Below are 26,249 nucleotides of genomic sequence, written 5' to 3' on the forward strand. Positions count from 1 at the left end.
TCCGCCATTTTCGTATGCTGCGCCCGCAGCCCTCACAGGAAACACCCATGACGCTTGATTTTGCGGCCGGCAACTATCGCTACATTCCGGCAGGATTCCAGTTCTCCAGCGGTGTCGCAGCTCATGCGGATTTCGAAATCGAACGCGTGCGCTTCGACAAGTTGGTGCCGCTGGCGGATGGTTTCTCGTTGATCGCCGATTACATCCTCGGCGCCGGCCGTCCGCTGACCGCGCTGTGCGCCTGCGAATTGCGTTCGCCCGCCGCGGTGGATAGCGACGGCTTTCGTGCCTTCAACCAGCATTACGTCAAGACGCTGGTCGAATGGGGCATCTACGACGGCACGAGCGACAACAATCCCGTCGCGCGCAGCAATGTCTGTCCGGAAATCGACCCGCCGACGGAGCCGTCGTTCTACGCGTTCTCGTTCACGCGGCCGATGCTGGGCGCCAGGCCAAGCTGCGTGATTTCCGGTGGCGGCGAAGTCCGCGGCGGTCCGGGCAGCTTTGTGGAGCGGCTGGTGCGCTACCGCGATCTCAGCCCGGAAGGCTGGCAGGAGAAAGTGAATTTCACAGTCCGCTCCATCACGCAGCGTCTGGAAGCACTGGGTTTCGCCTGGAGCGACACCACGGGCACGCAGGTCTACACCGTGCATGATTTCCATGCCCTGGTCGTGGACGAACTGGTTCGCCAGGGCGCCGCGCACGCCGGCCTGAACTGGCACTTCGCGCGGCCGCCGGTGCTCGACATGGAGTTCGAGATAGACACCAGGCGCGTGATGCGGGAATTCGTGATCTAGGCTGGCGGGATCGCTGGTGATGTCGTTCCCGCGTTCGTGGGCACGACATCATCACGCGGCTCTCGCCGCCTTGCTCAGATGCTTCGCGACGCCCCTGAGGTCATCGACGAAGGGCTCGTAATCCGGAATGGTCTTGAGATGTGAACGGGCGGCTTGCCTGAATCCGATTGACTCCGCGGGCTGTCTTGGCTTTATATTAGAACATATCATGAACAATTGAGCCAATCGTTGGTTCTCTGAGAGACCTGTGATTGCCTATATTTCCAGAGGAGCGGCGCATGAGCGGCGTACGCACGGACACGCTTGCGCATCTGCGCGGCAGCATAGAGCGCATCGAGACGCACGCGGATACCTATGCGCCGGATCGCGTATCGCTGGGCCACGCCGAGGCCGACATGGCGCTGCAGGGCGGGCTGGCGCGCGGTGCGCTGCACGAGGTGTTCTGCGAGGGCCGCCAGAGCGCGGCGGCAACCGGCTTCATCGCGGGGCTGGCGCAGCGCATCAGCGCCAGGCGGCCGCTGCTGTGGATCCGGCAGGATTTTTCCGAACGCGAGACAGGCGCGCTGGCGATATCAGGCTGGCAGGAACTCGGGCTCGATCCGCGCAGCCTCGTGACCGTGCGCGCGCCCGATGTCGAGACGGCATTGCGCACCACGGCGGACGCGCTGGCCTGCGACGCGCTGGGCTGCGTGGTGCTGGAGAGTTTTGGCGAGAGCAAGCCATTCGATCTGGTGGCCAGCCGCAAGCTGACGCTGGCGGCGCGCGGCTCCGGCGTCACCGCGCTGCTGCTGCGGGTGGCGGCGACGCCGACCGCATCGACCGCGGAAACAAGATGGATCGTGCGCTCCGCGCATTCGCCGCCCGGTTCGCCCTGGCAGGCATGGGGCGCGCCGATGCTGGATGCGCAACTGGTTCGAAATCGTCATGGCCCGAACGGCCACTGGATCATGGAATGGAAGTGTGATGAGTGCCTTTTCCGTGAAGCGCCGCATTCTCAGCCTGTGGCTGCCGCGGCTGCCTACCGATCGCCTGCAACGCCTGCGCTCGCACAGCGGCGCGCCGGTTAATCATCAAGCCAGCATCGTCGTCGCCAGGCACAGCAACGCGCTGCAGATTGCCGCATTGGACGACGCCGCGGCCAAATTCGGACTCGAGATTGGCTTGCCGCTGGCGAATGCCCGCGCGGTCTGCCCGGATGTGCAGGTATTCGACGCAGATCCCGCAGCCGACAGGTTGCTGCTCAATCACATCGCGGACTGGTGCGACCGCTTCACGCCTCTGGTGGCGCTCGATGCGCCGGGTGCGCTGTTCCTCGATATCACCGGCTGCGCACATCTGTTCGGCGGCGAGGCCGCCTTGATGCAGATGCTGTGCCGCGCGCTCGTCGCGCAGGGCTTTATCGTCAGCGCCGCAATCGCCGGCACCTCGGTCTGCGCGCGCACGCTCTGCCGCCACAGTCACGGCCGCATCGTCGCGGATGGCGCGGAGGCCGAGGCGGTCCGGGCGCTGCCGGTGTTCACGCTCGGCGCCGGTCAGGCGATCACCAACGGGCTGCGCCGCGCCGGGCTGAAGACCATTGGTGATGTCGCCTCGCGCGCCCGCTTTGAGATTACTGCGCGGTTCGGCGCGGATTTCACCGCACTGCTGGAGCAGGCGCTGGGGCAATCGGACGCGCCGATCTCCCCGCGAAAACCGCTGCCGGATTACATCGTCGAGAAACGTTTCCCCGAGCCCATCGCCACCGATGGCGTGATATCGGCGACGCTCTCCAGCCTCGCGACCATGCTGGTCGGCGCGATGGACAAACAGGGCAAGGGCGCGCGACGCCTGGAGGCGAGCTTCTTCCGCACCGACGGCGCGGTGCGCTCCATTGTCGTGGAGACCGGGCAGGCCGTCACTAAGGTAGCCGTGATCGACCGGCTGTTCCGCGAGCGCCTCGATGCAATTGCCGATCCGCTCGATCCCGGTTTCGGTTTCGATCTCATCCGCCTCTCCGCGGGGCGTACCGAGATCGTGGTGCAGCAGCAGCGCGACCTCGACGCCAATGTGCATGACAATGACGAGTTGGCCGCCTTGATCGACCGCATCGCGGCGCGGGTCGGCCCCCGCCGCGTCATCGTGCATCTGCCGGTCGATACGCACATTCCCGAACGCGCGATGCGGGCCGCACCTGCGCAGCATCATTTGATCGCGGCATCGACGGCGGTATGGCCGGCGCGTACCGAGGACGAACCGCCATTGCGGCCACTGCGATTGTTCGAGCATCCCGAATTGATCGATGTTGGCCTCGTTGAAGCGCCCGACAAGCCGCCGAAACATTTCACCTGGCGGCGTGCCTTTCACAGGATCGTTCATGTGGAAGGACCCGAGCGGGTGAGTATGGAATGGTGGCGCGCGCAGGACGCAATGCCGACGCGCGATTATTTCCGGATCGAGGATGAAGCAGGGCAGCGGTTCTGGCTTTTCCGAAACGGTCTGTATGGGGAAGTCGTCGAACCGAAATGGTTCATGCACGGGCTGTTCGCATGAAGGCGTCCGCGCCCGGTGGCACGAATGTGCCTGGCGGCGCTGGCGCGCCTGACGGCAGCAAGTTGCCTCGCGGCGCTGGCGCGCCTGACTATGCCGAGATCGGTGTCACCAGCAATTTCTCGTTCCTGCGCGGCGCATCGCATCCGCAAGATTATGTGCATCAAGCCAGTGAATACCGGCTGCATGCGATCGGCATCGCCGACCACAACACCTTGGCCGGCGTGGTGCGTGCCTATGCCGAGCTGGATAACAAGGATCTGACGCATAAGCCAAAATTGCTGATAGGGACGCGGCTCGTCTTTAATGACGGGACGCCGGATATCCTCGCTTATCCCCGGGATCGCGAGGCCTATGGCCGGCTGTGCCGGCTGCTCAGTCAAGGCAAGCTGCGCGCCGGCAAGGGCGAATGCCATCTGCAGTTCGGCGACCTCGCCGAATTCAGTGAGGGTCTGCTGCTGGTGCTGATGCCGGCCTATCGCTTCGATGTCAGTCTGACGGTAAGCGTGCTCGCCGCGTTGTCGCATCTGCCTGCGGAAGGCGTCTGGCTCGCGGCCTGCCTGTTTCATCGCGGCGACGACAAGCGGCGCCTGGCCAGATTGCAGCGCGTCGCGTCGACCGCCCGCCTGCCTGTCATCGCGACCAACGATGTGCTCTATCACACGCCCGATCGCCGCATGCTGCAGGATGTGGTCAGTTGCATTCGCGAAAAGACCACCATCGAGAGCGCCGGTCGGGTGCTGGAGATGAATGCCGAGCGGCATCTGAAACCTGCCGCTGAGATGGCGAGGCTGTTTCGCGATTATCCCGAAGCGATCCACGAGACGATCGGCTTTGCGGATCGCATCACGTTTTCGCTCGACCAGCTTCAATACCAGTATCCCGACGAGCCGGTGCCTCCCGGCAAGACCGCGCAACAGCATCTGGAAGATCTGACATGGGAGGGTTTGGAGCGGCATTTCCCGGGGATCATCGACGAGAAGCTGGAGAAAACCCTGAAAAAGGAACTCGCGCTCATCGCCGAACTCGATTACGCGCATTATTTTCTGACAGTCCACGACATCGTTCGATATGCGCGCAGCCAGAACATCCTGTGCCAGGGCAGGGGATCGGCGGCGAATTCCGCAGTCTGCTACATGCTGGATATTACCTCGGTCAATCCCGCCGAGGTAAATCTGCTGTTCGAACGTTTCATTTCAAAGGAGCGTCTTGAACCACCGGATATCGATGTCGACTTCGAGCACATTCGGCGCGAGGAGGTGATGCAATATGTCTATCGCCGTTACGGCCGGCATCGCGCGGCCATCATCGCCACTGTGATTCACTATCGACCGCGCTCGGCGATCCGCGATGTCGGCAAGGCGCTGGGCCTCACCGAGGACGTCACCTCGGCGCTGGCCGACACCGTGTGGGGAAGCTGGGGCACTGGCCTCAACGAGATGCAGGTCAAGCAGGCCGGGCTCGATCCGCAGAACCCGATGATTGCGCGCGCCATCGCAATGGCCACCGAGTTGATCGAATTTCCCCGCCATCTTTCGCAGCATGTCGGCGGTTATGTGCTGACCCAGGACCGGCTCGATACCTATGTGCCCATCGGCAACGCGGCAATGGATGACCGTACCTTCATCGAATGGGACAAGGACGACGTCGCGACCATGAAGATGATGAAGGTCGATGTGCTGGCGCTGGGCATGCTGACCTGCATCCGCAAGTGCTTCGATCTGATCGCCGATCACAAAGGTCCGCGTTTCCAGCTCAAGGATATCAAGGTCGAAGCCCCCGATGCCGAAGATGTTTTCAAGATGCTCCAGCGCGGCGAATCCCTTGGCGTGTTTCAGGTCGAAAGCCGCGCGCAGATGAACATGCTGCCGCGCCTGAAACCGAAGAATTTTTACGATCTCGTCATCGAGGTCGCGATCGTCCGCCCCGGCCCGATCCAGGGCGACATGGTGCATCCCTATCTCAAGCGGCGCTTGATGCGGGAGGAAGACATCGAATATCCCTTTCCCAAGGGGGGAAATAAAAACGAGTTGCGTGACGTGCTCTGCAAGACGCTCGGCGTGCCGCTGTTCCAGGAGCAGGCGATGCGGATCGCCATCGAGGCCGCAAAATTCACGCCGGAAGAAGCCAATGGATTGCGCCGGGCGATGGCGACATTCCGCAACATCGGAACAATCGGCAGTTTTGAGACCAAGATGGTCGGCAACATGATTGCACGTGGTTACGATGAGAAATTCGCGCAGAACTGCTTCGAGCAGATTAAAGGCTTTGGCAGCTACGGTTTCCCCGAGAGCCACGCCGCCGCCTTTGCGCAACTGGTCTATGTCTCGTCCTGGCTGAAGCATTACCATCCCGATGCATTTTGCTGCGGGCTTTTGAACTCGCAGCCGATGGGATTTTACGCGCCGTCGCAGATCGTGCGCGATGCGCGCGAGAACGGCGTCGTGATCCGGAATATCGACGTGTCGTTCAGCCATAGCCAGAACACGCTGGAGGAACGCTGCGGGCCCTATCACGCCGTGCGGCTGGGTTTTCGACAGATCGACGGTTTCACCTGGGCCGATCCTGACGAGGAGCGCGAGCGGGCGAAGGCCGGCAAGCCTGCTGCCGAGGATTTTGGCGCGCGCATCGTCGCGGCACGAGCGAAAACCCCTTTCACCTCGCTGGAGGATTTCGCGCGCGTCACCGCGCTGCCGAAGCGGGCGCTGATTCAGCTGGCGGATGCCGATGCGTTTGGCTCGATCGGTCTCGACCGTCGCGCGGCGCTGTGGGCTGTCAGGCGGTTGCCGGATGATGTGGCGTTGCCTTTGTTCGAGACCGCGCAGGCGCGCGAGCAGCCGGATGAAAATGCGGCTCCTTTGCCGCAGATGCCGCGCTCCGAACAGGTCGTCGCCGACTACCAGACCCTGCGGCTGTCGCTGAAGGGCCATCCGCTGGAATTTTTGCGGGAGATGTTCGACGCCGAGAAGGTCACGACCTGCCGCAGCGTCTCCGATACCAAGAGCAACGGCCGCCGGGTGCGCTGCGCCGGCGTGGTGCTGGTGCGGCAGCGGCCGGGCAGCGCCAATGGCGTGGTGTTCATCACGCTGGAGGACGAGACCGGGATCGCCAATGTCGTGGTGTGGCCGGCGATCATGGAGCAGTTCCGCAAGGAGGTGATGGGCGCGCGGCTGCTGATGGTTGAGGGACGCATCCAGAGCAGTCCGGAAAAAGTAGTCCATCTGGTAGCGGAACGGTTGTTCGATCGCAGCCACGAGATGAACGCTCTGTCCGATAATCTCGCGTCCCGGCCGGCGATCCCGATCGGCCCGGCGCTGATCGAGCCTGTTAACGACGACCGCCGCGAGCACCCCGACAACCCCGCGCAAAAAATCCGCCATCCCCGCGATGTCCGTATCCTGCCACGGTCCAGGGATTTTCATTGAGGTTTCTTGCCTCGTCCGGCGATAGGATAGTACGCATCGATAATACGCATCTCATGGAAACGTCCTCGTCATGCAATCCCCCCTCGACCTTCTAGCCGATCTCTGGGCTTCCACCGGCGGCGATGCGGCTGCGCTCGACGGCGTGACGCTGACCGGCGAAGAGCCGCAATTGCCGTCGTCGTTTCGTGTCGGGGCGGCAGCACAAATCAGCATCGCGGCGGCGGGACTCGCTGCGGCCGAGATATGGAAGCAACGCAGCGGACAGTCGCAGCAGATTTCGGTCGACATGCGTCACGCCGTCGTCGAATGCCGTTCCGAGCGCTACCTGCAACGCGACAGCGCGCCGCCGCCGTCGCTGTGGGATCCGATCGCGGGGGTCTACCAAACCGGCGATGGAAGGTTCGTCCGGCTGCACACCAACTTTCCACACCACCGCGACGCCGTCTGCCGCGTGTTGAACTGCGCGCCGGAGCGTGAAGCCGTGCAGGCGGCGCTGCGGCACTGGAACGGAGAAGCCTTCGAGACCGCGGCCTATGCGGCCGGCGGCGTGGTGGCGCTGATGCGCAGCCATGAGCAATGGATGGCGTTGCCGCAGGCCGCTTCGATCGCGGCTTTGCCACTGGTCGAAATCACGAGAACAGGCGAGGCGGCGCCGAAGCCGTGGCCGGCCGGCGACCGGCCGCTGGCGGGGCTGCGCGTGCTTGACCTGTCGCGCGTCATTGCCGGTCCCGTCGCCGGCCGCACATGGGCCGCGCATGGCGCCGAAGTGATGCTGGTGTCCGGGCCGCAACTGCCGGCGATCCCGTGGCTGACCATCGACACTGGCCGCGGCAAGCTGTCGAGCTTCATCGATCTTACGACCAGGCAGGGCTTGGATACACTTCGCGCGCTACTGCCACAGGCCGATATTTTCTCGCAGGGCTATCGCCCGAACGCGCTGGCGGCACTCGGTCTTTCGCCGCAGCACGTCGCGGCGATCAGTCCCGGCATCGTCTATGTCTCGCTGTCGGCCTATGGCCGGGCCGGGCCATGGTCGGACCGCCGCGGCTTCGACTCGCTGGTGCAGTGCGCGACCGGCTTCAATCATGCCGAGGGGCAGGCAGCCGGTGTCGCAGGGCCGAAGGAATTGCCGGCGCAGATACTCGACCACGCCACCGGCTATCTGATGGCGTTCGGCGCGATGATGGCGCGGGCGCGGCAGGCGCGCGAAGGTGGCAGCTGGCATGTCGAGGTCTCGCTGGCGCGGACCGCGCAGTGGCTTTGGCAGATGGGCCGCCTTCAGGACGGCCTGACCGCCGCAGATATCATGCGCGCCGGCATCGCGCCGTTGCTGGAAGAAACCCCTTCCGGTTTCGGCCTGCTGTCGGCTGTTCGTCATGCAGCCGTGCTATCGTGGACGCCTGCCAAATGGGTGCGTCCGGCGGTACCGCTTGGAAATGATGCAGCGCACTGGCCGGTGTTCGGCTGACCCCGTTCACTTCATTGCGAAGTTTTCACGGAAATTCGTACGCATGCATGCGTTTTTTGATTGTCTGCCCGCCCGGATACGCACTACTAGCGTTGTACTGGGACCAAACGCCGCAGATTGCCCGGCCCTTTCATAGAGGGTGTCGGGCGACGAGTTTTAAAGAAACGATTTCAAATGCTTAGTAAAAAGCACATCGTACTGGGCATGGCTGCCGCGGCGGTCGTCGGGATCGGCGTCGTCGCCTTGACGCGCGGTGGCGAAGCGCCGCGCCGCAATTCCGAAATGTCCAGCCAGTCGCGCAAGAATCCGCAGCTCTACACCACGACACCGGCCGAATGGGCCAGCCTGACCGTCGAGCCGGTCAGTGCGCGCGCGTTTCGCGCCGAGCATGTCACCGAAGGCAAGATTGCCGTCGATGAAGACAAGTCGACGCCGGTATTTTCGCCCTATGCCGGACGCGTGACCAAATTGCTCGCCAAGCCCGGCGACAGCGTCAAGCAGGGCCAGCCGCTGTTCACGATTGAGGCTGCCGACAATGTCGGCGCGCAGAACGATTTCATCAGCGCCGTGACCGGCCTCAACAAGGCGAAGTCGCAGCTCGAGCTGGCGCAGATTCAGGACAAGCGCGCCAAGGACCTGTTCGAGGGCCGCGCGGTGCCGCTAAAGGATTACCAGCAGACCCAGGCGACCCTGTTCCAGGCGCAGAACGACCAGCGCTCGGCCGAGACCGCGCTGGAAGCCGCGCGCAACCGGCTGCGGATTCTCGGCCTCACCGAGGAAGCCATCACCGCGTTTCAGGACAAGGGCCGCATCAATCCGGAAACCACCATCTACGCCCCGATCGCCGGCACCGTCGTGCAGCGCAAGATCGGCCCCGGCCAGTTCGTCAGCGCCGGCGCCGCCGATCCGGTGTTCGTGATCGGCGACCTCTCGTCGGTATGGCTGACCGCTTTCGTGCGCGAGACCGAAGCCTCCGCGGTCGAACTCGGCCAGGAGATGACGTTCAACGTGCTGGCGCTGCCCGGCCGCGTGCTGACCGGCAAGATCAACTACGTCGCCACCGCGCTCGACCCGGCGACGCGCCGGCTGCTGGTGCGCGCCACCCTCGACAATGCCAGCGGCTCCCTGAAGCCGGAAATGTTCGCCACGGTGACGATCTTTGCGCCGGGTGATCAGCCGACCGTCGGCGTGCCGCGGCAGGCGCTGATCTATGAAGGCGACCAGGTGCGCATCTGGGTCGCGCATGACGACGACAAGACAATCGAACTGCGCGTCATCAAGACCGGCCTGATCAACGGCAATCTCGTCGAGGTCTACGGCAATCTTCGGCCGGGCGAGCGCATCGTCACCAAAGGCAGCCTGTTCATCGATCGCGCGGCGTCCGCCAGCTAATCCCCAGTTCCGACTGCTCTGAAAGGTCCGATCTGGATGGATCGTCTCGTCGCCCTTGCCGTCAACCGCCGTTTTTTGATGGTGGGGATGTTCCTCGCCGTGCTGATCGGCGGCGTGATCGCCTTCAACCAGCTCAACATCGAAGCCTATCCCGATCCGACGCCGCCGATGGTCGACATCGTCACGCAGTCGCCCGGCCTGTCGTCGGAGGAGATCGAGCGCTACATCACGATTCCGATCGAGACCCAGGTCGCCGGCATCAAGAACCTCAAGACGATCCGCACGATTTCGCTGTACGGCCTGTCCGACGTCAAACTGCAGTTCTCGTTCGTCTACACTTATGACGAAGCCCTGCTGCAGGTGCTGAACCGGCTGTCGCAGCTGGCGCCGCTGCCGGGCAACGTGCAGCCCGGCATTTCGCCGTTGTCGGCGATCGGCGAAATCTTTCGCTATCGTCTCGTCGGGCCGCCGAACTACAGCGTGCTCGATCTCAAGACGTTGCAGGACTGGGTGCTGCAGCGCCGCTTCCGCTCGGTGCCGGGCGTCATCGACGTCACCGGCTGGGGCGGCAAGACCAAGACGTATGAGATCCAGGTCGATTTCAGCAAGCTCGCTGCCTACGGCCTGACGCTGCCGCAACTGCTGACCGCGGTCGGCAACGCCAACATCAACGTCGGCGGCAACACCGTCAACATCGGCGCGCAGTCCGCCGTGGTGCGCGGCGTCGGCCTGATCCGCTCGATCGAGGATCTCGGCGACACCATGATCTCGCAGACATCCGGCAACCCGGTGCTGGTCAAGGACGTCGCCACCGTCTCGGTCGGCGAGAAGCCGCGGCTCGGCATCGCCGGGCTCAACCAGGACGATGACATCGTCCAGGGCATCGTGTTGATGCGCCGCGGCGAGAAGTCTTCGCCGACCATCGCCCGCGTCGAACAGGCCGTGAAGGCGATCAACAATTCCAGCGTCCTGCCGCCCGGCGTGCATATCGAACGCATCTACGACCGCAAGGACCTGATCGACGTCACCACCCACACCGTGCTGCACAACATGGTGGTCGGCATCCTGCTGATCGTGCTGCTGCAGTGGCTGTTCCTCGGCAATCTGCGCAGCGCGCTGATCGTCGGCGCGACGATTCCGTTCGCGCTGTTCTTCGCCGTCATCATCCTGGTGCTGCGCGGCGAATCCGCCAACCTGTTGTCGGTCGGCGCGATCGACTTCGGCCTGATCGTCGACGGCACCGTGATCATGGTGGAGGCGATCTTCCGCCGGCTGTCGCATACGACCCAATTGTCGGAGGCCGAGGCCAGCCACATTTCGCCCGAGACCGTGATGGGCATGAAAAGCCACGGCATCCTCAGCGCCTCGTCCGACGTGTCGCGCTCGATCTTCTTTGCTGCGGCAATCATCATCGCGGCGTTCCTGCCGCTGTTCACGCTGTCCGGCGTCGAGGGCAATATCTTCGGGCCGATGGCGCGGACCTATGCCTATGCGCTGGCCGGCGGCCTGATCGCGACCTTCACGATCACGCCGGCGCTGTCCGCGATCATCCTGCCCGCCCATGTGCAGGAGACCGAGACCTGGATCATGCGGCAGCTGCACCGTGCCTATACGCCGATCCTGAACTGGGCCGTCGCCAGCCGCAAGATCGTGCTCGGCGCCGGCATCGCGCTGGTGGTGCTCACCGTCATTCTCGCGCGCATGCTGGGGCTCGAATTCCTGCCCAAGCTGGAGGAGGGCAACCTGTGGATCCGCGCCACCCTGCCGCCGACCATCTCGCTGCAGGAGGGCAACGGCTACGTCAACGAGATGCGCAAGCTGATCAACGCGCAGCCCGAAGTGGAATCCGTGGTGTCGCAGCACGGCCGCCCGGATGATGGCACCGATGCCGCAGGCCTGTTCAACGCCGAGTTCTTCGCCCCGCTGAAGCCCTCCAGCGAATGGCCGGCGCCGCGGGACAAGGATGCGCTGACGGCGCGGCTGCTGAAGGATCTGCAGAACAAGTTTCCCGGCGTCGAATTCAACTTCTCGCAATATTTGCAGGACAACGTCTCCGAAGCCGTGTCCGGCGTGAAGGGCGAGAATTCCATCAAGCTGTTCGGCAACGATCTGGAGGCGCTGACCGTCACCGCCAACAAGATCAAGTCGGTGCTGGCGACCGTACAGGGCGTCACCGATCTGGCGGTGTTCACCTCGCTGGGACAGCCGACCATCCAGATCGATATCGACCGCGCCAAGGCCGCGCGCTACGGCCTGTCGCCGGGCGATATCAACGCCACCATCAAGGTGGCGATCGGCGGCGACAGCGCCGGCGATCTCGACGAGCCCGGCTCCGATCGCCATTTTCCGGTCATCGTTCGTCTCGCACCGGAATATCGCAAGAGCGCTGAAGCGATCCAGAACCTGCGGATCGGTGCGGCCGGGCCGAACGGCGCTATCACCCAGATTCCGCTCAGCGAAGTCGCGACGATCAATCTGGTGTCGGGCGCGGCCTACATCTACCGCGAGGGCCAGGAACGCTATCTGCCGATCAAGTTCTCGGTACGCGAGCGCGACCTCGGCAGCGCGATCCGTGAGGCGCAGGACAAGGTCGCAGCGCAAGTGCAACTGCCGGCCGGCTCACGCGCCGAATGGGTAGGCGAGTTCGGCAACCTGCAGGATGCGATTGCGCGGCTGTCGATCGTGGTGCCGATCAGTCTGCTGCTGATCGGCGTGCTCTTGTGGTTCAACTTCGGCTCGATGGCCGATACGCTGCTGGCGATGAGCGTGATCCCGATGGCGATCTTCGGCGGCGTGGTCGGTCTGTTGATCTTCGACATTCCGTTCAGCGTCTCGGCGGCGATCGGCTTCATCGCTCTGTTCGGCATCGCCGTCATGGACGGCATCCTGATCCTGTCGCAGTACAACCAGCTGATCGATGAGGGCTATGAGCGCATCAAGGCGGTGATCCGCACCGGCGAACTGCAATTGCGCCCGGTGCTGATGACCTGCATCGTCGCCGGAATCGGATTGCTGCCGGCCGCGCTGTCCGAGGGCATCGGCTCGCAGGTGCAGAAGCCGCTGGCCGTGGTGGTCGTGGTCGGCATGATGCTGGCCCCGTTCGTGATCCTGATCACGTTGCCGGTGCTGATCTCGGTATTCTCGCGCAAGACGCAGGGGCGGTAGGGCGCTAACTTCACCTCGCCCCGCGAAGCTTCGCGCGGCGGGGGAGGTCAAGTGCCCCCTCGATTTTGATTTGCGTCAACCGGACCACGGCTGCGCCGTGCCAGAAATACGGTTTGCGCTGGATGGAATGGGGAACGATCCGCGATGCTGTGGCAATCCGTTGCGACTGAATGGGCCAGTTTGATTTTTCGCTGGCTGCATGTGGTGGCGGCGATGGGATGGATCGGCAGTTCGTTTTACTTCATCGCGCTCGACCTCAGCCTGAAGCCGGGCCAGGGCCTGCCGGATGGCGTCAAGGGCGAGGCCTGGCAGGTGCATGGCGGCGGCTTCTACCGGATCGTCAAATATCTGGTCGCACCTGCGGCGATGCCCAGTGAACTGACATGGTTCAAATGGGAGGCCTACACCACCTGGCTGTCCGGCTTCGTGCTCGTCATCATCGTCTATTACCTCGAGGCCGACCTGTTCCTGGTCGACAAGTCGGTGATGGATCTGACGCCGACCCAGGCCGGCTTGTTCAGCTTCGGCAGTCTTGTTCTGGCCTGGCTGCTCTACGAGGCGGCGTGCCGTTCGGGCCTCGCGCGCCATGAAGTGCCGTTCGCGATCGGCGGCTACCTGTTCCTGGTCGGGCTGACTTACGCCTTCACCCATGTGCTGAGCGGCCGCGGCGCCTTCAACCAGATTGGCGCCATCGTCGGCACCATCATGGTCGCCAATGTCTTCGCCACCATCATCCCGAACCAGAAGAAGATTGTCGCAGCCTTGCTGACGGGGCAGACGCCGGATCGCCGCTGGGGCGCGGCCGGGAAAGAGCGCTCGGTCCACAACAACTATCTGACGCTGCCGGTCATCGTGCTGATGATCAGCAACCATTATCCCCTGCTGTTCGCGACCCGCTACAACTGGGCGATCGTCGCCATCGTGCTGGCGCTCGGCCCGGTGATCCGGCATTTCTTCAATTCCCGCCACGCCGGCAAGCCGTCGCCGTGGTGGGTGTGGGGCGTCGCCGCCCTGGGCATGATCGCCATTTTCCTGCTGTCGGCGGCGGGCCCGCGCGACGTCCAGACCGGCGCTGTGCCGGCGAAGGTGGACTTTGCGGCGGTGGAGGAGATCGTCTTGACCCGCTGCAGCATGTGCCATGCCGCGGAACCGGTGTGGGGCTCGATCACCACTGCGCCGAAAGCCATCCTGCTCGACGACGCCCGCCATATTCAACGCTATGCCCGCCTGATCGGCCGCAACGCGGCCTGGTCGAACGCCATGCCGCCGGGCAACGTCACGGAAATGACCGCTGCCGAGCGCGCCACCATTGCCGCCTGGCTGGCCACCGGGGCGACTAACTGACCCCTATTTTGATCGGCAGGTGAGGCGCAATTTTTCTTTCTGATAGGGGGGATCAAAATCGCGCGCGCTTTGTTGTCCGATGTTCCCCATTGGGCCGTCCATGCGGCGCTCCCGTGATCCCGCCGGCGATTCGAAGAGCGCGCGAATCCGTCATTTGACAAAATTGTTCGAACTGTTCGGATAGCTGTAAGTCCGGGCGGGTGAGCTGAGAATTAATTCATGCCGGCGATCATCGATAACGTCGATCTGACGAATTGCGACCGTGAGCCTATCCACATCCCCGGCAGTATCCAGTCGCACGGTTGCCTGCTGGCTTGTGACGGCTCGGTGTCGGTGGTGCGCCGCCATTCGGTCAATACCGCCGCGGTGCTGGGTCTTGAAGGCCGCGAGATCAACGGCCGCATGCTCGACGAACTGATCGGCGAGCGGGCGACCCACGACATCCGCAACGCCGTCGCCAGATGGGGCAATCTCGCGCGGCCCGGGCTCCTGCTAGATGTCAAGCTCGCGCATTCGCCGGGCACGTTCAATATCGCGGTGCACCGCCACCAGGGCATCCACATCGTTGAATTTGAGCCGTCGATCAATGCAGAAACTCCGCCGCCGCTGGAACTGGCGCGGCTGCTGATGGGACGGATCGGCCAGATCGCCGAACTCGACGCGCTGTTCGACAGTGCGGCGCGGCTGTTGCGCGCCGCGCTCGGCTATGACCGCGTGATGATCTACCGCTTCGCCCATGACGGCTCCGGCAAGGTCATCAGCGAAGCCAGGCGCAGCGACCTGGAGAGCTTTCATGGCCAGCATTTTCCGGCCAGCGACATTCCGCAGCAGGCGCGCGCGCTCTATTTGCAGAACACCCTGCGCATCGTTTCGGATTCGAGCGGCGAGCGTGTTGCGATCGAACCGGCGATCGACGCGTCGGGCGAGCCGCTGGACCTGTCGTTTGCGCAGCTGCGCAGCGTCTCGGCGATCCATTGCGAATATCTCCGCAATATGGGGGTGGGCGCGTCGATGTCGATCTCCATCATCAGCGGCGGCGTGTTGTGGGGCCTGATTGCCTGCCACCACTATGAGCCGCGCGTCCTGCCGATGGAAAAGCGCATCGCCGCCGAAATGTTCGGCGAGTTCTTCTCGCTGCAACTGGAGGCGCTGATCCAGAAGAGCCGCATCGAATCCAGCGCTCGCGCGCGCGATTTCCTGGATCGGCTGATGCAGAACATTTCGCCGCATGGCGAGGTCGAGGACCTGCTGCGCGACAGCGTGCCGGATTTCACCAGGCTGTTGCCCTGCGATGGCATCGGGCTCTTCATCAACAAGACCTGGACGACTTTCGGCAGCGTGCCGCCGATGGTGGCGGTGCCGGCGTTGATGGCCTTCATCCGTTCGGTCGGGGAAGGCGGCGTCTGGGCCACCAGTGCCTTGAGCGAACGGTTGCCCGGTGCGGAAGATTATCGCGCGGAAGTATCCGGCGTGCTCGCGGTGCCGCTATCGCAGCTGCCGCGCGACTATCTGTTGTTCTTCCGCAAGGAAGTCGCACAGACCGTCAATTGGGGCGGCGATCCCAACAAACGCTACGAGAGCGGCCCGTTCGGCGACCGCCTGACGCCGCGCAGGAGTTTTGCGATCTGGAAGCAGGAGGTTGAGCGGCAATCGCAGCCCTGGCTCTCCAGCGAGCGCGATGCCGCCGAAGCCGCCCGCATGGCGCTGGTGGAAGTGGTGATGCGGCACGGCGAACTTCTGGCCGACGAGCGGCACAAGGCCGAGCTGCGCCAGAAGATGCTCAACGAAGAACTCAACCACCGCGTCAAGAACATCCTGGCGCTGATCAAGTCGCTGGTCTCGCATCCGGTCGAGCAGGGCCGCAGCATCGAGGATTATGTGACGTCGCTGAAGGGCCGCATCCAGGCGCTGTCGCTGGCGCATGACCAGGTGATCCGCGGCGGCGGCGGCGGCGGTTTGCGCGAGTTGCTCGAGGCCGAGCTGTCGCCCTATCAGGACCATACGGCAGGGATTACGCTCGACGGTCCCGACGTGCTGCTCGACGCGCGTGCCTTTTCCGTACTGGCGCTGGTGCTGCATGAGCTGGCCACCAACGCCGCCAAATACGGCGCGCTGTCGGTCCGCAACGGCCGGCTTTCACTGCAGTGGCAGCGCAATGCGCCGGGTGATTGCGAGGTCCATTGGCTGGAGCGCGACGGGCCGCGCCTCCGCCCGATGGCGAAACCGGGATTCGGCTCGATGCTGATCGGCCGCAGCATCCCCTACGATCTCGGCGGCGAGAGCGAAGTCGATTACGAGGAGGAGGGCGCGCGCGTGCGGATGCTGATCCCCGGCCGCTTCGTCACCTGGCCGATGTCGCAGGCGAAGCAGTCGATCCCCGTCGATGTCGCCGACCACACGCCGCAGACCTCGATGCGCGGCCTGGGCATCCTGATGGTCGAGGACCAGTTGCTGATCGCGATGGATGTGCAGACCATGCTGGCGCGCGAGGGAGCTGCCACCGTCGAGACCGCATCCTCGGTGAAGGAGGCGCTGCATGGTTTGACGATCTTCCACCCCGACGTCGCGATCCTCGATGTCAATCTCGGAAGTGGCAATTCGCTGCCGGTGGCGCATGCGCTGCTGTCGCGCAACATCCCCTTCGTGTTCGCCACCGGCTACGGCGACACCAGCCTGATCCCCCCGGAGTTCGGCCACGTGCCGATCGTGCGCAAGCCCTACGACGTCACGGCGCTGGTCGCGGCCCTGACGGTGGCAATGGGGAAGCAAGGGTAGGCGCGGCGTCACGTCCCGCGCCTCGATTGGATGGCCGACACAGGCCGTGGTTCGAGACGCGCGCCAGGTGGCGCGCTCCTCACCATGAGGATGGTGGTCGGGTCGATGGCAATGCCAGCCGCTACTGTCCCGACGGCGTGCGCAGTCCGTGCCAGGCGTCGCGGACCTGATGGTAGTGCACTTCGGGCAGGTAGTCCGGCGTGTTGAGGCCGAGCGACTTGACGTCGAGCCGGCCGATCGCGCTGAGCAGCGAATAGGAGGCGATGACGCGGTCGCGCTGCGAGCCGATCAGGCGGGCTTTCGCCGAGACCAGATCCTGCTGTGCGTTCAGGGCATCGACCGTGGTGCGCTGGCCGCTCTGGGTCTCGCGCAGCACGCCCTGCAACGCTACGCCGGCGGCGCGGACTTCGGCTTCGGCGGCGCTGACCGCCGTCTTGGCGCCTTCGTTGGAAACCCAGGCGGCAGTGGCCGCGGTGCGGGCCTGGTTGCGCACCTGATCGAGCACCAGACGGCTTTGCGTCGAGAGTTCCTTGGCCTGCCGGGTTTGGGCCGCGGCAAGGCCGCCATCATAGATCGGCGCGTTCAACTGGCCGACGATCGAGGCCTGGTCGGTGCCGAAGGTGCCGAGCGTCGGATCGGAATCGCGCGAGCGGCTGGCGCTGCCCTGCAGCGTTACGGTCGGCAGCAGGCTGCTTTCAGCGAGCTTGATCGTGGTCGTGGCGACATCGACGTCGAAACCCGCGGCGATCACCGCCGGATGGCCCTTGAAGGCCTGCGCGATGGCGTCCTCGCGGCTGCGCGGCAGCAGGCGGTCCATCGGCTCGGCCGGGCTCAGCCGCTGCGGCGCCTGGCCGATCACCTGCATATAGGTTGCCTGGCTGATCGCGAGATTGACTTCGGCGGCATTGAGGTCGGCCTGGCCGCGCGCGAGCCGCGCTTCGGCCTGCGAGGCATCGGTCGGCGTGACGTCGCCGGCATTGAGCCGCTTCTGCGCGATGCCCAGCGTTTCCTTCAACGAGGTGACGTTGGCGCGCTGCGCTTCGACCAGCGACTGGTTGGCGAGCACGTTGGTATAGGCGATCACGGCATCGAGTAGCACGCCCTGGCCGACATTGCGCAGCGCCTCGCGGCCGGACTGCACCTGCGCCTCGGCGACGCGGACGCTGTTGGCGGTCTTGTTGCCGTTGTATAACGTTTGCGTGACGGTGACGCCGATCGTCCACGGCTTCAGCGTAGCGCCTGCGATGGTATTGTCGACCAGCAGGTTGCGCACCGCCTGCAGGCCGTAGCCCAAAGTGGCGGCGATCTGCGGCCGGTAGCCGGCCATCGCCTGCGGCACGTTCTCGTCGGTGGCGCGTTGCCGCGCCCGCTCGGCATTCAATTGCGGATTGGACTGATAGGCCTTGGCGAGCGCTTCCGGAACGGTCTCGGCATGCGCCGCGGCCACAGCGAAGGCGCTGCAGCCGGAGAGGCCGATCACCATGCCTGCGCGAAGCACGCGATGTGCAGCGAGGCGAAATCTCCCGTGAACCCGAATCATTTTATCCCAAAGCAATTTTGGACATCCGCCCCGGCCGACGTCGCTTGTATATGTAGAGGGCGTTGCCATCGCAGGCAAACCATCCGGCGACCATCCCGCACGCTTTGGCGTGTTCCCCACAGGGCATTTCAATGCGCGATTTGCTTGATTGATCAAAACCCTAGCGGCAAATGCCGGGTGCGGGAATGTGACAACAAGCCGGTGTCCATACGAAGCCGTGTGTTGCTTGTCAGACACATTTCTGAATAACACGCGCGCAATGGTAACAGCGTCTGCGCAGCCGCGCGATCCCGTGCGGGCGTGCGATGTTGCCAGCTGGAATAGCCATGCCGAAACTATTTGCCGACCCCGAAGCCATCGCGGAAGACATCATTCGCGATGTCGGCACCACGCTGGTGGTCGGTCTGCCGCTCGGCCTCGGCAAGGCCAACCATGTCGTCAACGCGCTGTACCGTCGCGCGGCGGCCGACCGCAGCATCCGCCTGACCTTGTTCTCGGCGCTGACGCTGGAGAAGCCGAAGCCATCCGCCGAACTGGAGCGGCGCTTCATCGCGCCGGTGATCGATCGGCTGTTCGGCGGCTATCCCGATCTCGATTATGCCGGCGCGTTACACGCCGACGCATTGCCCGAAAATATCGAGGTGATCGAGTTCTTCTTCCTCGCCGGCAAATGGTTGCGCGTGCCGCACGCGCAGCAGAACTACATTTCAGCGAACTACACCCATGCGGCGTCCTATCTGCTCGCGCGCGGGCTCAACGTCATCACGCAGCTGGTGGCCAGGCGCATCGTCGATGGCGAGCCGCGCTACAGCTTGAGCTGCAACACCGACACCACGCTAGACCTGATGCGCGCCCGCGCGGAAGGCCGCGCCTCGTTCAAGCTGATCGGGCAGGTGAATTCAGAGCTGCCGTTCATGCCGGGGCCGGGCGATCTGGATGGCTCCGACTTCAGCGCGGTGCTCGATAGTGCTGCGACCGACTTTCCGTTGTTCGCGCCGCCGTCGGAACCGGTCAGCGACACCAAATATGCGATCGGCCTGCACGCCGCGGGTCTGGTGCGCGACGGCGGCACGTTGCAGATCGGCATCGGCCAGGTCGGCGACGCGCTGGCGCAGGGGCTGATCATCCGGCACCGCGACAATGCGGCGTATCGCGACGTCATGGCGCGGCTTTCGCCGGATGCGAGGGGTGTCGAGGTGGGGACGTTCGAGAAGGGGCTGTACGGCGTCAGCGAGATGCTGTTCGAGGCGTTCCTCGGGCTGATCGATGCCGACGTGCTGAAGCGCGAGATCGACGGCGTCATTCTGCACGGCGCGTTTTTCCTCGGCCCGAAATCGTTCTACACGTCATTGCGCGAGCGGGCGCCGGAGCGGCTGGCGAAAATCCGGATGATGCCGGTGTCGTTCACCAACGAACTGTACGGCGATGAAGCATCCAAGCGCGCCGCGCGCGTCGATGCGCGCTTCGTCAACAACACGATGATGGCGACCTTGCTGGGCGCGGCGGTGTCCGACGGGCTCGAAAACGGCCAGGTCGTCAGCGGCGTCGGCGGCCAGTATAATTTCGTTTCGCAAGCCTTTGCGCTGGAAGGCGCGCGCTCGATCCTGACGCTGGAGGCGACCCGCGCCGGCCGCAAGCCCGCGTCCAACATCCGCTGGAGCTATGGCCACGAGACCATCCCGCGGCATCTGCGCGATATCGTCATCACCGAATACGGCGTCGCCGATCTCCGCGGCAGGTCGGACGCCGAAGTGATCGCCGCGATGCTGTCGGTTGCGGATTCGCGCTTCCAGCCCGAACTGATGCGACAGGCCAAGGACGCCGGCAAGCTGCCGAAGCATTTCGAGATCGCAGCCTTGCATCGCGACAACACGCCGGAGCGCGTTGCCACGGCGCTGAAGCCGGCACGTGACGCCGGGCTGCTGCCGATGTTTCCATTCGGTAGTGATTTCACGGAAGTGGAGCAGCGCCTGATCCCGGCCTTGCAGGTGCTGAGCGCGGCACTGGATTCGCCGCAGCGTCTGGCGGCCATGCTGTGGCAAGGTGTGACGCGCAAGGCGGACGTGGAGGACGAGGCGTGTCTTGCAAGACTCGGCCTCGATGCACCGGCGACGCTGAAAGACCGCGCCTACCGCGCGCTGGTGAGCGCGGCTCTGATGCGGAGCAGGGCGAAGTAATTTGTTCGCCTCTCCACCATCGTCCCCGCTTTCGTGGGGACGATGGTGGAGAGGCTCGTCGCTTCCCGCTATCAGCGGTTCTTGTTCACCGGCTTGCGCTTCTCGATGAAGGCAGCCATGCCTTCGGAGCGGTCTTCCAGCGCGAACGTCGCGTGGAACAGGTCGCGCTCGACCTTGAGGCCTTCGGTGAGCGGCGTCTCGAATGCGCGGTTGACGGCGTTCTTGGCCATCGAGGCCACCGGACGCGACATCGCGGCGATCTTCTCCGCCATCGCGATGACTTCTTCCATCAACTTGTCGGCCGGCACGACGCGGCTGACGAGGCCCGCGCGTTCGGCTTCCGTGGCGTCCATCATGCGACCGGTGAGGCACAGGTCCATCGCCTTGGATTTGCCGATCGCGCGCGTCAGGCGCTGCGTGCCGCCGATGCCGGGAATGGTGCCGAGCGTGATTTCCGGCTGGCCGAATTTCGCAGTGTCGGACGCGATGATGATGTCGCACATCATCGCCAGTTCGCAGCCGCCGCCCAGCGCGTAGCCGGATACGGCTGCGATGGTCGGCTTGCGGCATGTCGCGACGCGGTCGCCGCCAATCTGTGTGAAGTCGCTCGAATACATGTCGATGAAGCTCTTCGGCTGCATCTCCTTGATGTCGGCGCCGGCGGCGAACGCCTTCTCGCTGCCGGTGACGATGATGCAGCCGATCGCATCATCCGCTTCCAGTTCATCGATCGCGATGCGGATTTCGCTGAACACGCCGAACGACAAAGCGTTGAGCATCTTCGGACGGTTGAGCTTGAGAATGCCGACCGCACCCTGGCGCTCGACGATGATGTGTTCGAAGTCGCTCATGTTTCTTCCCGCATGGTTCGTGGCGGCCCGGTTCGGCCGCCGCGCAATGTGGGCGAAGAAGGCGGGCGGTTCAAGGCCCGAAGGCCACCGCCCGGAACGGCGTCAGGCCATGAACATCCGCGCCGCCGAGGCCATCGTCAGCAGGCCGCCGAAGGCAATGAAAACCTTGCCGATCAGCGAGGTCTTGTCCCAGGTCGAGTTGTCGGCGGAGGTCGCCGCGACAGGCGGATCGATGGTGGCGCTGGCCAGCGTCAATGCGGGGCGGTCACTGTCGGCGTTGCGGTCGATCTCGTTGAGTTCGTCGGCGGCAACCAGCTTCGCGGCAGGATCCGTCGGGCCGATCACGTCCTGCCGGGGTTCGGCTCCGACCGATTTCAGCAGCGCGTCGGCCTGCAGCGGACCGGGCGGTACCGGCACAGCCTGTGTGAACGGATCCAGCGTCGAATCGGGGAACAGCTGTGCGTTCGCATTGGCGATAGAGGCGGGCAGCATGGCTGGGGAGGCGGTCTCAGTCGGCGTATCCGAGGGCACGGCTTCGGAGGCTTTGGTCCTGGCGCTCTTGACCTTGTCGGCGTGGCTGCTGGACGCGTCCTTCTTTCTGGAACTGTGATGCCTGGTATATTTCTTCAGCGCGATCGGCTTGCCCGCCGGCGCTTCCGAGGCCTCGGTGGTCGCGGCCGGTTCCGCATTTTGCGCCGACGCCTGCGTGACGTGACCCGCGACGCCGATCCACAACCCTGTGGCGAGGATCAAGGCCGTCCGGCCGGTGAATGTGATGTTCATGGCAATCTCCCCGAAATGCCCGCTCCCGATGGCGCCAAGGGAAGCTGCGCGCGTGTTCACAGCAGGGCAGAAAAGGGGAATTTTCGCGTAACTCCGGCGAAAACGCGGCAGTTTCCGGCGCTGTGCCGGATCACAGGAATAGTGGTATGAACCGGGTCTGTTCTTGGCCGGATCATGTTGCCGCCGTATTTTTTTGGCTGCGCGTAACAAACCGGAAATCAGACCGAATGGCTTTACAGGAGCGCGTGTGCGCGGACGCGAAGACCAATGGACCGATCTGATGCGGTCGGCCAATGCGGGCGATGATGTCGCGTATCATCGTCTGCTGAAGTCGGTCGCGCCGGTGCTGCGCGTGGGCGCGCGGAGCGGCTTGGCGCGGGCCGGCCAGCCGCCCGATCAGGCCGAGGATATCGTGCAGGACATTTTGCTGGCGGTGCATCTGAAGCGGCACACGTGGAAGCCCGAAGCGCCGTTCGCGCCGTGGCTGTTTGCGATCGCGCGCAACAAGCTGATCGACGCGCTGCGCCGGCGCGGTCGCCGGGTGTTCGTTAATATCGATGATTTCGCCGAGGTGATCCCGAGCGAGGAGCCGGCGGAGACGCTGCCGCCAGGCGAGATCGCCACGCATCTGGCGGGCCTGCCTTCGCGGCAGCGCGAGGTGCTGCAATCGATCGCGGTGGACAGCGCCTCGATCAAGGACACCGCGTTGAGGATGTCGATGACCGAGGGCGCGGTGCGCGTGGCGTTGCACCGCGCCCTGGCAAAGCTCGCGGCGGGATTGCGAAGGGAATGACCATGGACACCGAGCGCCTGATCCAGTCGCTGGCCGCCGATAACGCGCAGCGCCGCCGGCCGGTTGGCAACGGGCTGGCGCTTGCGCTGATGGTCGCGCTGCCGGTGGCAGCCGTAATGCTGCTGTCGACGATCGGGATGCGGCCGGATATCCGCCACGCGATGCGCACGCCGCTGTTCGATCTGAAATTCGTGGTGACGCTGGCGCTGGCAATTCCCGCGATCGCGATCAGCTTGCATCTGTCGCGGCCGGAGGCGTCCTTGCGCCACTGGGGCTGGATGCTGCTGGCGCCAGTGCTGATCCTCGCGCTCGGCATATCGGGCGAGATGATGATGCCGGACCGGCCGCCGATGATGATGCGCTGGATGGGCCATAACGCGATGCTGTGCATGACCGCGATCCCGCTGTTGGCACTGCCGATTCTGGCGGCAGCGCTGCTGGCGTTGCGGCAGGGCGCGCCGTCGCGCCCGGCGCTGGCTGGCGCGGTGGCGGGGCTGTTGTCCTCCGGCCTGGCGGCGACGCTCTACGCCGCGCATTGCATCGACGACTCCCCGCTATTCGTGGCGACCTGGTACACGCTGGCCACCGCTCTGGTGACCGCGATCGGCGCCTTGGCCGGCGCGCGGTGGCTGAAGTACTAGTAAACAACTTTGCAACAAGCGCGGATCCTTCCCTCGCCCGGTAAAAGCGGGGCGAGGGAAGGAACACCTCCTGCGTCAACGATCGAACCTGGCGCTTTTTCTGTTTGAGATGAATCGGGGCACTCGAAACGACGGAGCCCGCGGATCGGTTCAACCTTAAAACGCTTTAGCGGGACGAAGCTGCCGCCGCCCGCCCGCGCGCGGCGTTGGCGATGTCGCCGTTCAGCTCGCCCGAATAGTCCTTGAAATCGACTTCCAGCGTGTAGCGCGCGGAATGCCGCCAGGTGCGCTGCTTCTCCTGGTGGAAGCTGCGGACTTCGATCGCCATGTCGGCGTTCGAAGGCAACGTGACCTTGCCGGACAGCACGGCGGCGATCCAGCGCGCCTGGATTTCGACCAGCGGAATCGTCGGCCCGATCGGCTGCACCAGACCTGCGAAGAACAGGCCGGGCTGGTTCGGCGGCGTGATACGCCGGTACAGATCAACCATGCCGCCGGTCTCCGGCACGGCAAAAATCTCCGGCGCCAGAAACGGGAAGCTGGACTTGTAGCCGGTGGCGTAGACCACCGCGTCGAAGCGTTCGCTTTTGCCATCGGCGAAGGTGATGGCGTCGCCGTCGAGCGAGGTGATGTTGGGGCGGATCGAGAGCCAGCCGTGGCCGAGATAGGGCAGCAGTTCCTGGCTCAACGTGGCGTGTTCGCGCCACATCGGATGTTGCGGCTTCGGCATGCCGAACCTCGTCTGGTCGCCGACCCCGAGATAGATCAGCCGCGCCATGATCCGGCGGGCCCAAAGGGTCGGCAATTTCAGTTTCCGCGAGAAGAAGGACGACCAGCGATCGACCGGAATTCCCATCAGGTACTTCGGCATGATCCAGGCGCCGGTGCGGGTCGACAATGCGACGTGGCCGGCGCGCTTGCACAGATCCACCGCGATATCGACCGCCGAATTGCCGATGCCGACCACCAGCACCTTCTTGTCCTCGAATGGCTGGGCGGTGCGGTACTGGCTGGAGTGAATGGCGGTGCCGTTGAAGGCGCCCGGAAACGACGGCCAGCGCGGGTCCCACAGATGGCCGTTGGCGACGATCACCGCGCCGTAGTGACGTGTGCCCTCGTTGGTGGTGACGCGCCAGCCCAACCGGTCCTTCTCAAGCGCGGTGACTTCGCAATTGAAGCGGATGTGCGCGCGCGCGCCGAACCGATCGGCATAGGCTTCCAGATATTCCAGCATCTGCGCATGCGAGAGAAAATCCGGCTTGTCGGCGGAGATCGGAAAATCGGAATAGCCGAGGTTGTTGCGGCTGGTGTCGATGTGCAGGCTGCGATAGGCGCAGGACAGGCCGTTGTCGTTGCCGTAGCGCCACATGCCGCCGATGTCGGAGCCCTTCTCGAAGATGTCGAAGCTGAGCCCCTTGTCGTGCAGCGCCTTGGCCACCGCGATGCCGGATGAGCCGGCCCCGATGATGCAGATGTCGGCCGTGGTTTCGTTCATGCGGCGGATTTTCCTGATGACAGGTAAGAGAGATAGTTGAGGACGATATCATCGAAGCTCTTGTCGGCGACGATACCGACCGATGGTGCGCGGGTCGAAATTAAGCCCTTCGGCCAGCCATCGACAATCTTTTTCAGTTCGGCGTCCGGCGCAAAGGAGATGTCGGGCGCGCTGCCGGTCACACGCGTGATCGATTCCACGATGTCCGTCATGCTCACCGTCAGCGCCGGCTGGTTCAGCATGCGCTTGCCGCGCAGCCGGGCTGGCTCGGCATCGTGCAGCGCGATCAGGTTCCGTACCACGGTCTGTACCGATACGACGGCCACCTTGGCGTCCGGCCGCAGCGGACAGACGGAAGGCTTGCCGGCGGCGCTGTCGCGCAGCATGGCGGCGATCCGGTCGGATACCGACTGCGTCGGCGGGCCAGGATGGACCAGCACGATCGGCAGCCGCAGCGCGCGGGCATCGATCACGCCGTGCCGTGTGGCGTCGGCCAGTATCAGCTCGGCGATCGCCTTGTGGGTGCCGTAAGAGGTCTGCGGCCGCTGCAGATGATCGTCATCGACATCGTCCGGGAGCAAGCCGCCGAACACCGCGATCGAGCTCGGGAAGATCAGCCGCGGCGGCGCGATCTTGTTGCCGACCGCATCGATCAGTTCGGCCAGCGCCAAGACGTTGATCGCGAGGGCGCGCGCAGGATCCTGTTCGGCGGCGCTGGTTAGCACCGCGGCGAGATGAAACACGCTGTCGGGCTGCCATTGCGCGATGGCCTGCCGTGTGGCGGGCGTGGCGATGTCGGCTTGCAACGGCTTCAGCCGCGGGTCGGCGCAGGCCGGCAGATGCGTGTCGAGGAGGAGGATTTCGTCGATCGCCTGCCGCTCGCCGGCGCGGTTGGTAAGCTGGCCCGATTGCAGCAGCGCGCGGGTCAGGGCTGTGCCGATGAATCCGCCGGCGCCGGTGATTAAAACGCGCATGTATGCCGTCCCGCGAAATGATCCGTGCGCCCGCATTGCCGTGGCGCTTGCATCACTATCAATGCGACGGCGCCGAAGTCGATGCTCGCCAGCGGATGGCAGG

The 26,249-nt window shown here is 64.4% G+C and carries 17 protein-coding genes; 12 read left to right on the forward strand and 5 right to left on the reverse strand.

The genetic code is table 11. The features are described from left to right. Positions 1-47 precede the first annotated feature (47 nt). The 9 genes from JWQ24_RS17085 to JWQ24_RS17125 all read left to right on the forward strand — a co-directional run bounded on the left by JWQ24_RS17085 (position 48) and on the right by JWQ24_RS17125 (position 16,892). The gene (locus JWQ24_RS17085) at positions 48-797 is read left to right on the forward strand and encodes a hypothetical protein (protein ID WP_299810435.1); all 750 of its coding nucleotides are present in this window, start codon (positions 48-50) and stop codon (positions 795-797) included. A 278-nt stretch (positions 798-1,075) separates the two neighbouring features. Then, entirely contained in the window at positions 1,076-1,864 is a 789-nt protein-coding gene (locus JWQ24_RS17090; protein ID WP_299810437.1) for a DNA repair protein, read from the forward strand. After that, positions 1,761-3,326, forward strand: a complete 1,566-nt coding sequence (locus tag JWQ24_RS17095) for a DNA polymerase Y family protein (protein WP_299810440.1) — start codon at positions 1,761-1,763, stop codon at positions 3,324-3,326. The genes JWQ24_RS17090 and JWQ24_RS17095 overlap by 104 nt, the downstream gene beginning before the upstream one ends. Beyond that, positions 3,323-6,748, forward strand: coding sequence for an error-prone DNA polymerase (locus JWQ24_RS17100; RefSeq protein WP_299810443.1), 3,426 nt, complete (start codon positions 3,323-3,325; stop codon positions 6,746-6,748). The genes JWQ24_RS17095 and JWQ24_RS17100 overlap by 4 nt, the downstream gene beginning before the upstream one ends. Positions 6,749-6,818: 70 nt before the next feature. After that, complete coding sequence (locus tag JWQ24_RS17105) at positions 6,819-8,216, forward strand: CoA transferase (protein ID WP_299810445.1); 1,398 nt, start codon at positions 6,819-6,821, stop codon at positions 8,214-8,216. Between the two features lie 174 nt (positions 8,217-8,390). Continuing rightward, positions 8,391-9,608, forward strand: coding sequence for an efflux RND transporter periplasmic adaptor subunit (locus JWQ24_RS17110; RefSeq protein WP_299810448.1), 1,218 nt, complete (start codon positions 8,391-8,393; stop codon positions 9,606-9,608). A gap of 36 nt (positions 9,609-9,644) precedes the next feature. Next, a complete protein-coding gene (locus tag JWQ24_RS17115) occupies positions 9,645-12,773 on the forward strand; it encodes a CusA/CzcA family heavy metal efflux RND transporter (protein WP_299810451.1) in 3,129 nt (1,042 codons plus the stop codon). A gap of 147 nt (positions 12,774-12,920) precedes the next feature. Then, the gene (locus JWQ24_RS17120) at positions 12,921-14,117 is read left to right on the forward strand and encodes a urate hydroxylase PuuD (protein WP_299810561.1); all 1,197 of its coding nucleotides are present in this window, start codon (positions 12,921-12,923) and stop codon (positions 14,115-14,117) included. Positions 14,118-14,336: 219 nt separating this feature from the next. Then, on the forward strand, positions 14,337-16,892 hold the full coding sequence (locus tag JWQ24_RS17125; RefSeq protein WP_299810454.1) for an HWE histidine kinase domain-containing protein: 2,556 nt from the start codon (positions 14,337-14,339) through the stop codon (positions 16,890-16,892). A 121-nt stretch (positions 16,893-17,013) separates the two neighbouring features. On the opposite strand, the gene JWQ24_RS17130 is transcribed toward JWQ24_RS17125, so the two are convergent. Beyond that, positions 17,014-18,375: a TolC family outer membrane protein gene (locus tag JWQ24_RS17130; protein WP_299810564.1), complete on the reverse strand. Its 1,362-nt coding sequence runs from the start codon at positions 18,373-18,375 to the stop codon at positions 17,014-17,016. 383 nt (positions 18,376-18,758) lie between these two features. On the opposite strand from JWQ24_RS17130, the gene JWQ24_RS17135 reads away from it, so the two are divergent. Continuing rightward, positions 18,759-20,609, forward strand: a complete 1,851-nt coding sequence (locus tag JWQ24_RS17135) for an acetyl-CoA hydrolase/transferase C-terminal domain-containing protein (RefSeq protein WP_299810457.1) — start codon at positions 18,759-18,761, stop codon at positions 20,607-20,609. Positions 20,610-20,680: 71 nt separating this feature from the next. Here JWQ24_RS17135 and JWQ24_RS17140 read toward each other — a convergent pair whose 3' ends face one another. Beyond that, positions 20,681-21,460, reverse strand: a complete 780-nt coding sequence (locus JWQ24_RS17140; RefSeq protein WP_299810460.1) for an enoyl-CoA hydratase — start codon at positions 21,458-21,460, stop codon at positions 20,681-20,683. Positions 21,461-21,562: 102 nt separating this feature from the next. Then, entirely contained in the window at positions 21,563-22,243 is a 681-nt protein-coding gene (locus JWQ24_RS17145) for a hypothetical protein (RefSeq protein WP_299810462.1), read from the reverse strand. 247 nt (positions 22,244-22,490) lie between these two features. Here JWQ24_RS17145 and JWQ24_RS17150 point away from each other — a divergent pair, with 247 nt between their 5' ends. After that, positions 22,491-23,036: a sigma-70 family RNA polymerase sigma factor gene (locus JWQ24_RS17150; protein ID WP_299810463.1), complete on the forward strand. Its 546-nt coding sequence runs from the start codon at positions 22,491-22,493 to the stop codon at positions 23,034-23,036. 2 nt (positions 23,037-23,038) lie between these two features. Then, complete coding sequence (locus tag JWQ24_RS17155) at positions 23,039-23,677, forward strand: DUF1109 domain-containing protein (RefSeq protein WP_299810465.1); 639 nt, start codon at positions 23,039-23,041, stop codon at positions 23,675-23,677. A gap of 166 nt (positions 23,678-23,843) precedes the next feature. Here JWQ24_RS17155 and JWQ24_RS17160 read toward each other — a convergent pair whose 3' ends face one another. Then, the gene (locus tag JWQ24_RS17160; RefSeq protein ID WP_299810467.1) at positions 23,844-25,172 is read right to left on the reverse strand and encodes an FAD-dependent oxidoreductase; all 1,329 of its coding nucleotides are present in this window, start codon (positions 25,170-25,172) and stop codon (positions 23,844-23,846) included. Further along, on the reverse strand, positions 25,169-26,146 hold the full coding sequence (locus JWQ24_RS17165) for an NAD-dependent epimerase/dehydratase family protein (RefSeq protein WP_299810469.1): 978 nt from the start codon (positions 26,144-26,146) through the stop codon (positions 25,169-25,171). Before JWQ24_RS17165 ends, JWQ24_RS17160 begins: the two co-directional genes overlap by 4 nt. Positions 26,147-26,249 lie beyond the last annotated feature (103 nt).

This window comes from Tardiphaga sp., from assembly GCF_028290495.1.
GTDB lineage: Bacteria > Pseudomonadota > Alphaproteobacteria > Rhizobiales > Xanthobacteraceae > Tardiphaga.

Coding starts and splice junctions, on each gene's coding strand:
- JWQ24_RS17095 (WP_299810440.1), top strand. CDS start 1,761: ATGAGTGCCTTTTCCGTGAAGCGCCGCATTCTCAGCCTGTGGCTGCCG.
- JWQ24_RS17155 (WP_299810465.1), top strand. CDS start 23,039: ATGGACACCGAGCGCCTGATCCAGTCGCTGGCCGCCGATAACGCGCAG.
- JWQ24_RS17110 (WP_299810448.1), top strand. CDS start 8,391: ATGCTTAGTAAAAAGCACATCGTACTGGGCATGGCTGCCGCGGCGGTC.
- JWQ24_RS17160 (WP_299810467.1), bottom strand. CDS start 25,172: ATGAACGAAACCACGGCCGACATCTGCATCATCGGGGCCGGCTCATCC.
- JWQ24_RS17105 (WP_299810445.1), top strand. CDS start 6,819: ATGCAATCCCCCCTCGACCTTCTAGCCGATCTCTGGGCTTCCACCGGC.
- JWQ24_RS17135 (WP_299810457.1), top strand. CDS start 18,759: ATGCCGAAACTATTTGCCGACCCCGAAGCCATCGCGGAAGACATCATT.
- JWQ24_RS17125 (WP_299810454.1), top strand. CDS start 14,337: ATGCCGGCGATCATCGATAACGTCGATCTGACGAATTGCGACCGTGAG.
- JWQ24_RS17140 (WP_299810460.1), bottom strand. CDS start 21,460: ATGAGCGACTTCGAACACATCATCGTCGAGCGCCAGGGTGCGGTCGGC.
- JWQ24_RS17090 (WP_299810437.1), top strand. CDS start 1,076: ATGAGCGGCGTACGCACGGACACGCTTGCGCATCTGCGCGGCAGCATA.
- JWQ24_RS17085 (WP_299810435.1), top strand. CDS start 48: ATGACGCTTGATTTTGCGGCCGGCAACTATCGCTACATTCCGGCAGGA.
- JWQ24_RS17145 (WP_299810462.1), bottom strand. CDS start 22,243: ATGAACATCACATTCACCGGCCGGACGGCCTTGATCCTCGCCACAGGG.
- JWQ24_RS17130 (WP_299810564.1), bottom strand. CDS start 18,375: ATGGTGATCGGCCTCTCCGGCTGCAGCGCCTTCGCTGTGGCCGCGGCG.
- JWQ24_RS17100 (WP_299810443.1), top strand. CDS start 3,323: ATGAAGGCGTCCGCGCCCGGTGGCACGAATGTGCCTGGCGGCGCTGGC.
- JWQ24_RS17115 (WP_299810451.1), top strand. CDS start 9,645: ATGGATCGTCTCGTCGCCCTTGCCGTCAACCGCCGTTTTTTGATGGTG.
- JWQ24_RS17165 (WP_299810469.1), bottom strand. CDS start 26,146: ATGCGCGTTTTAATCACCGGCGCCGGCGGATTCATCGGCACAGCCCTG.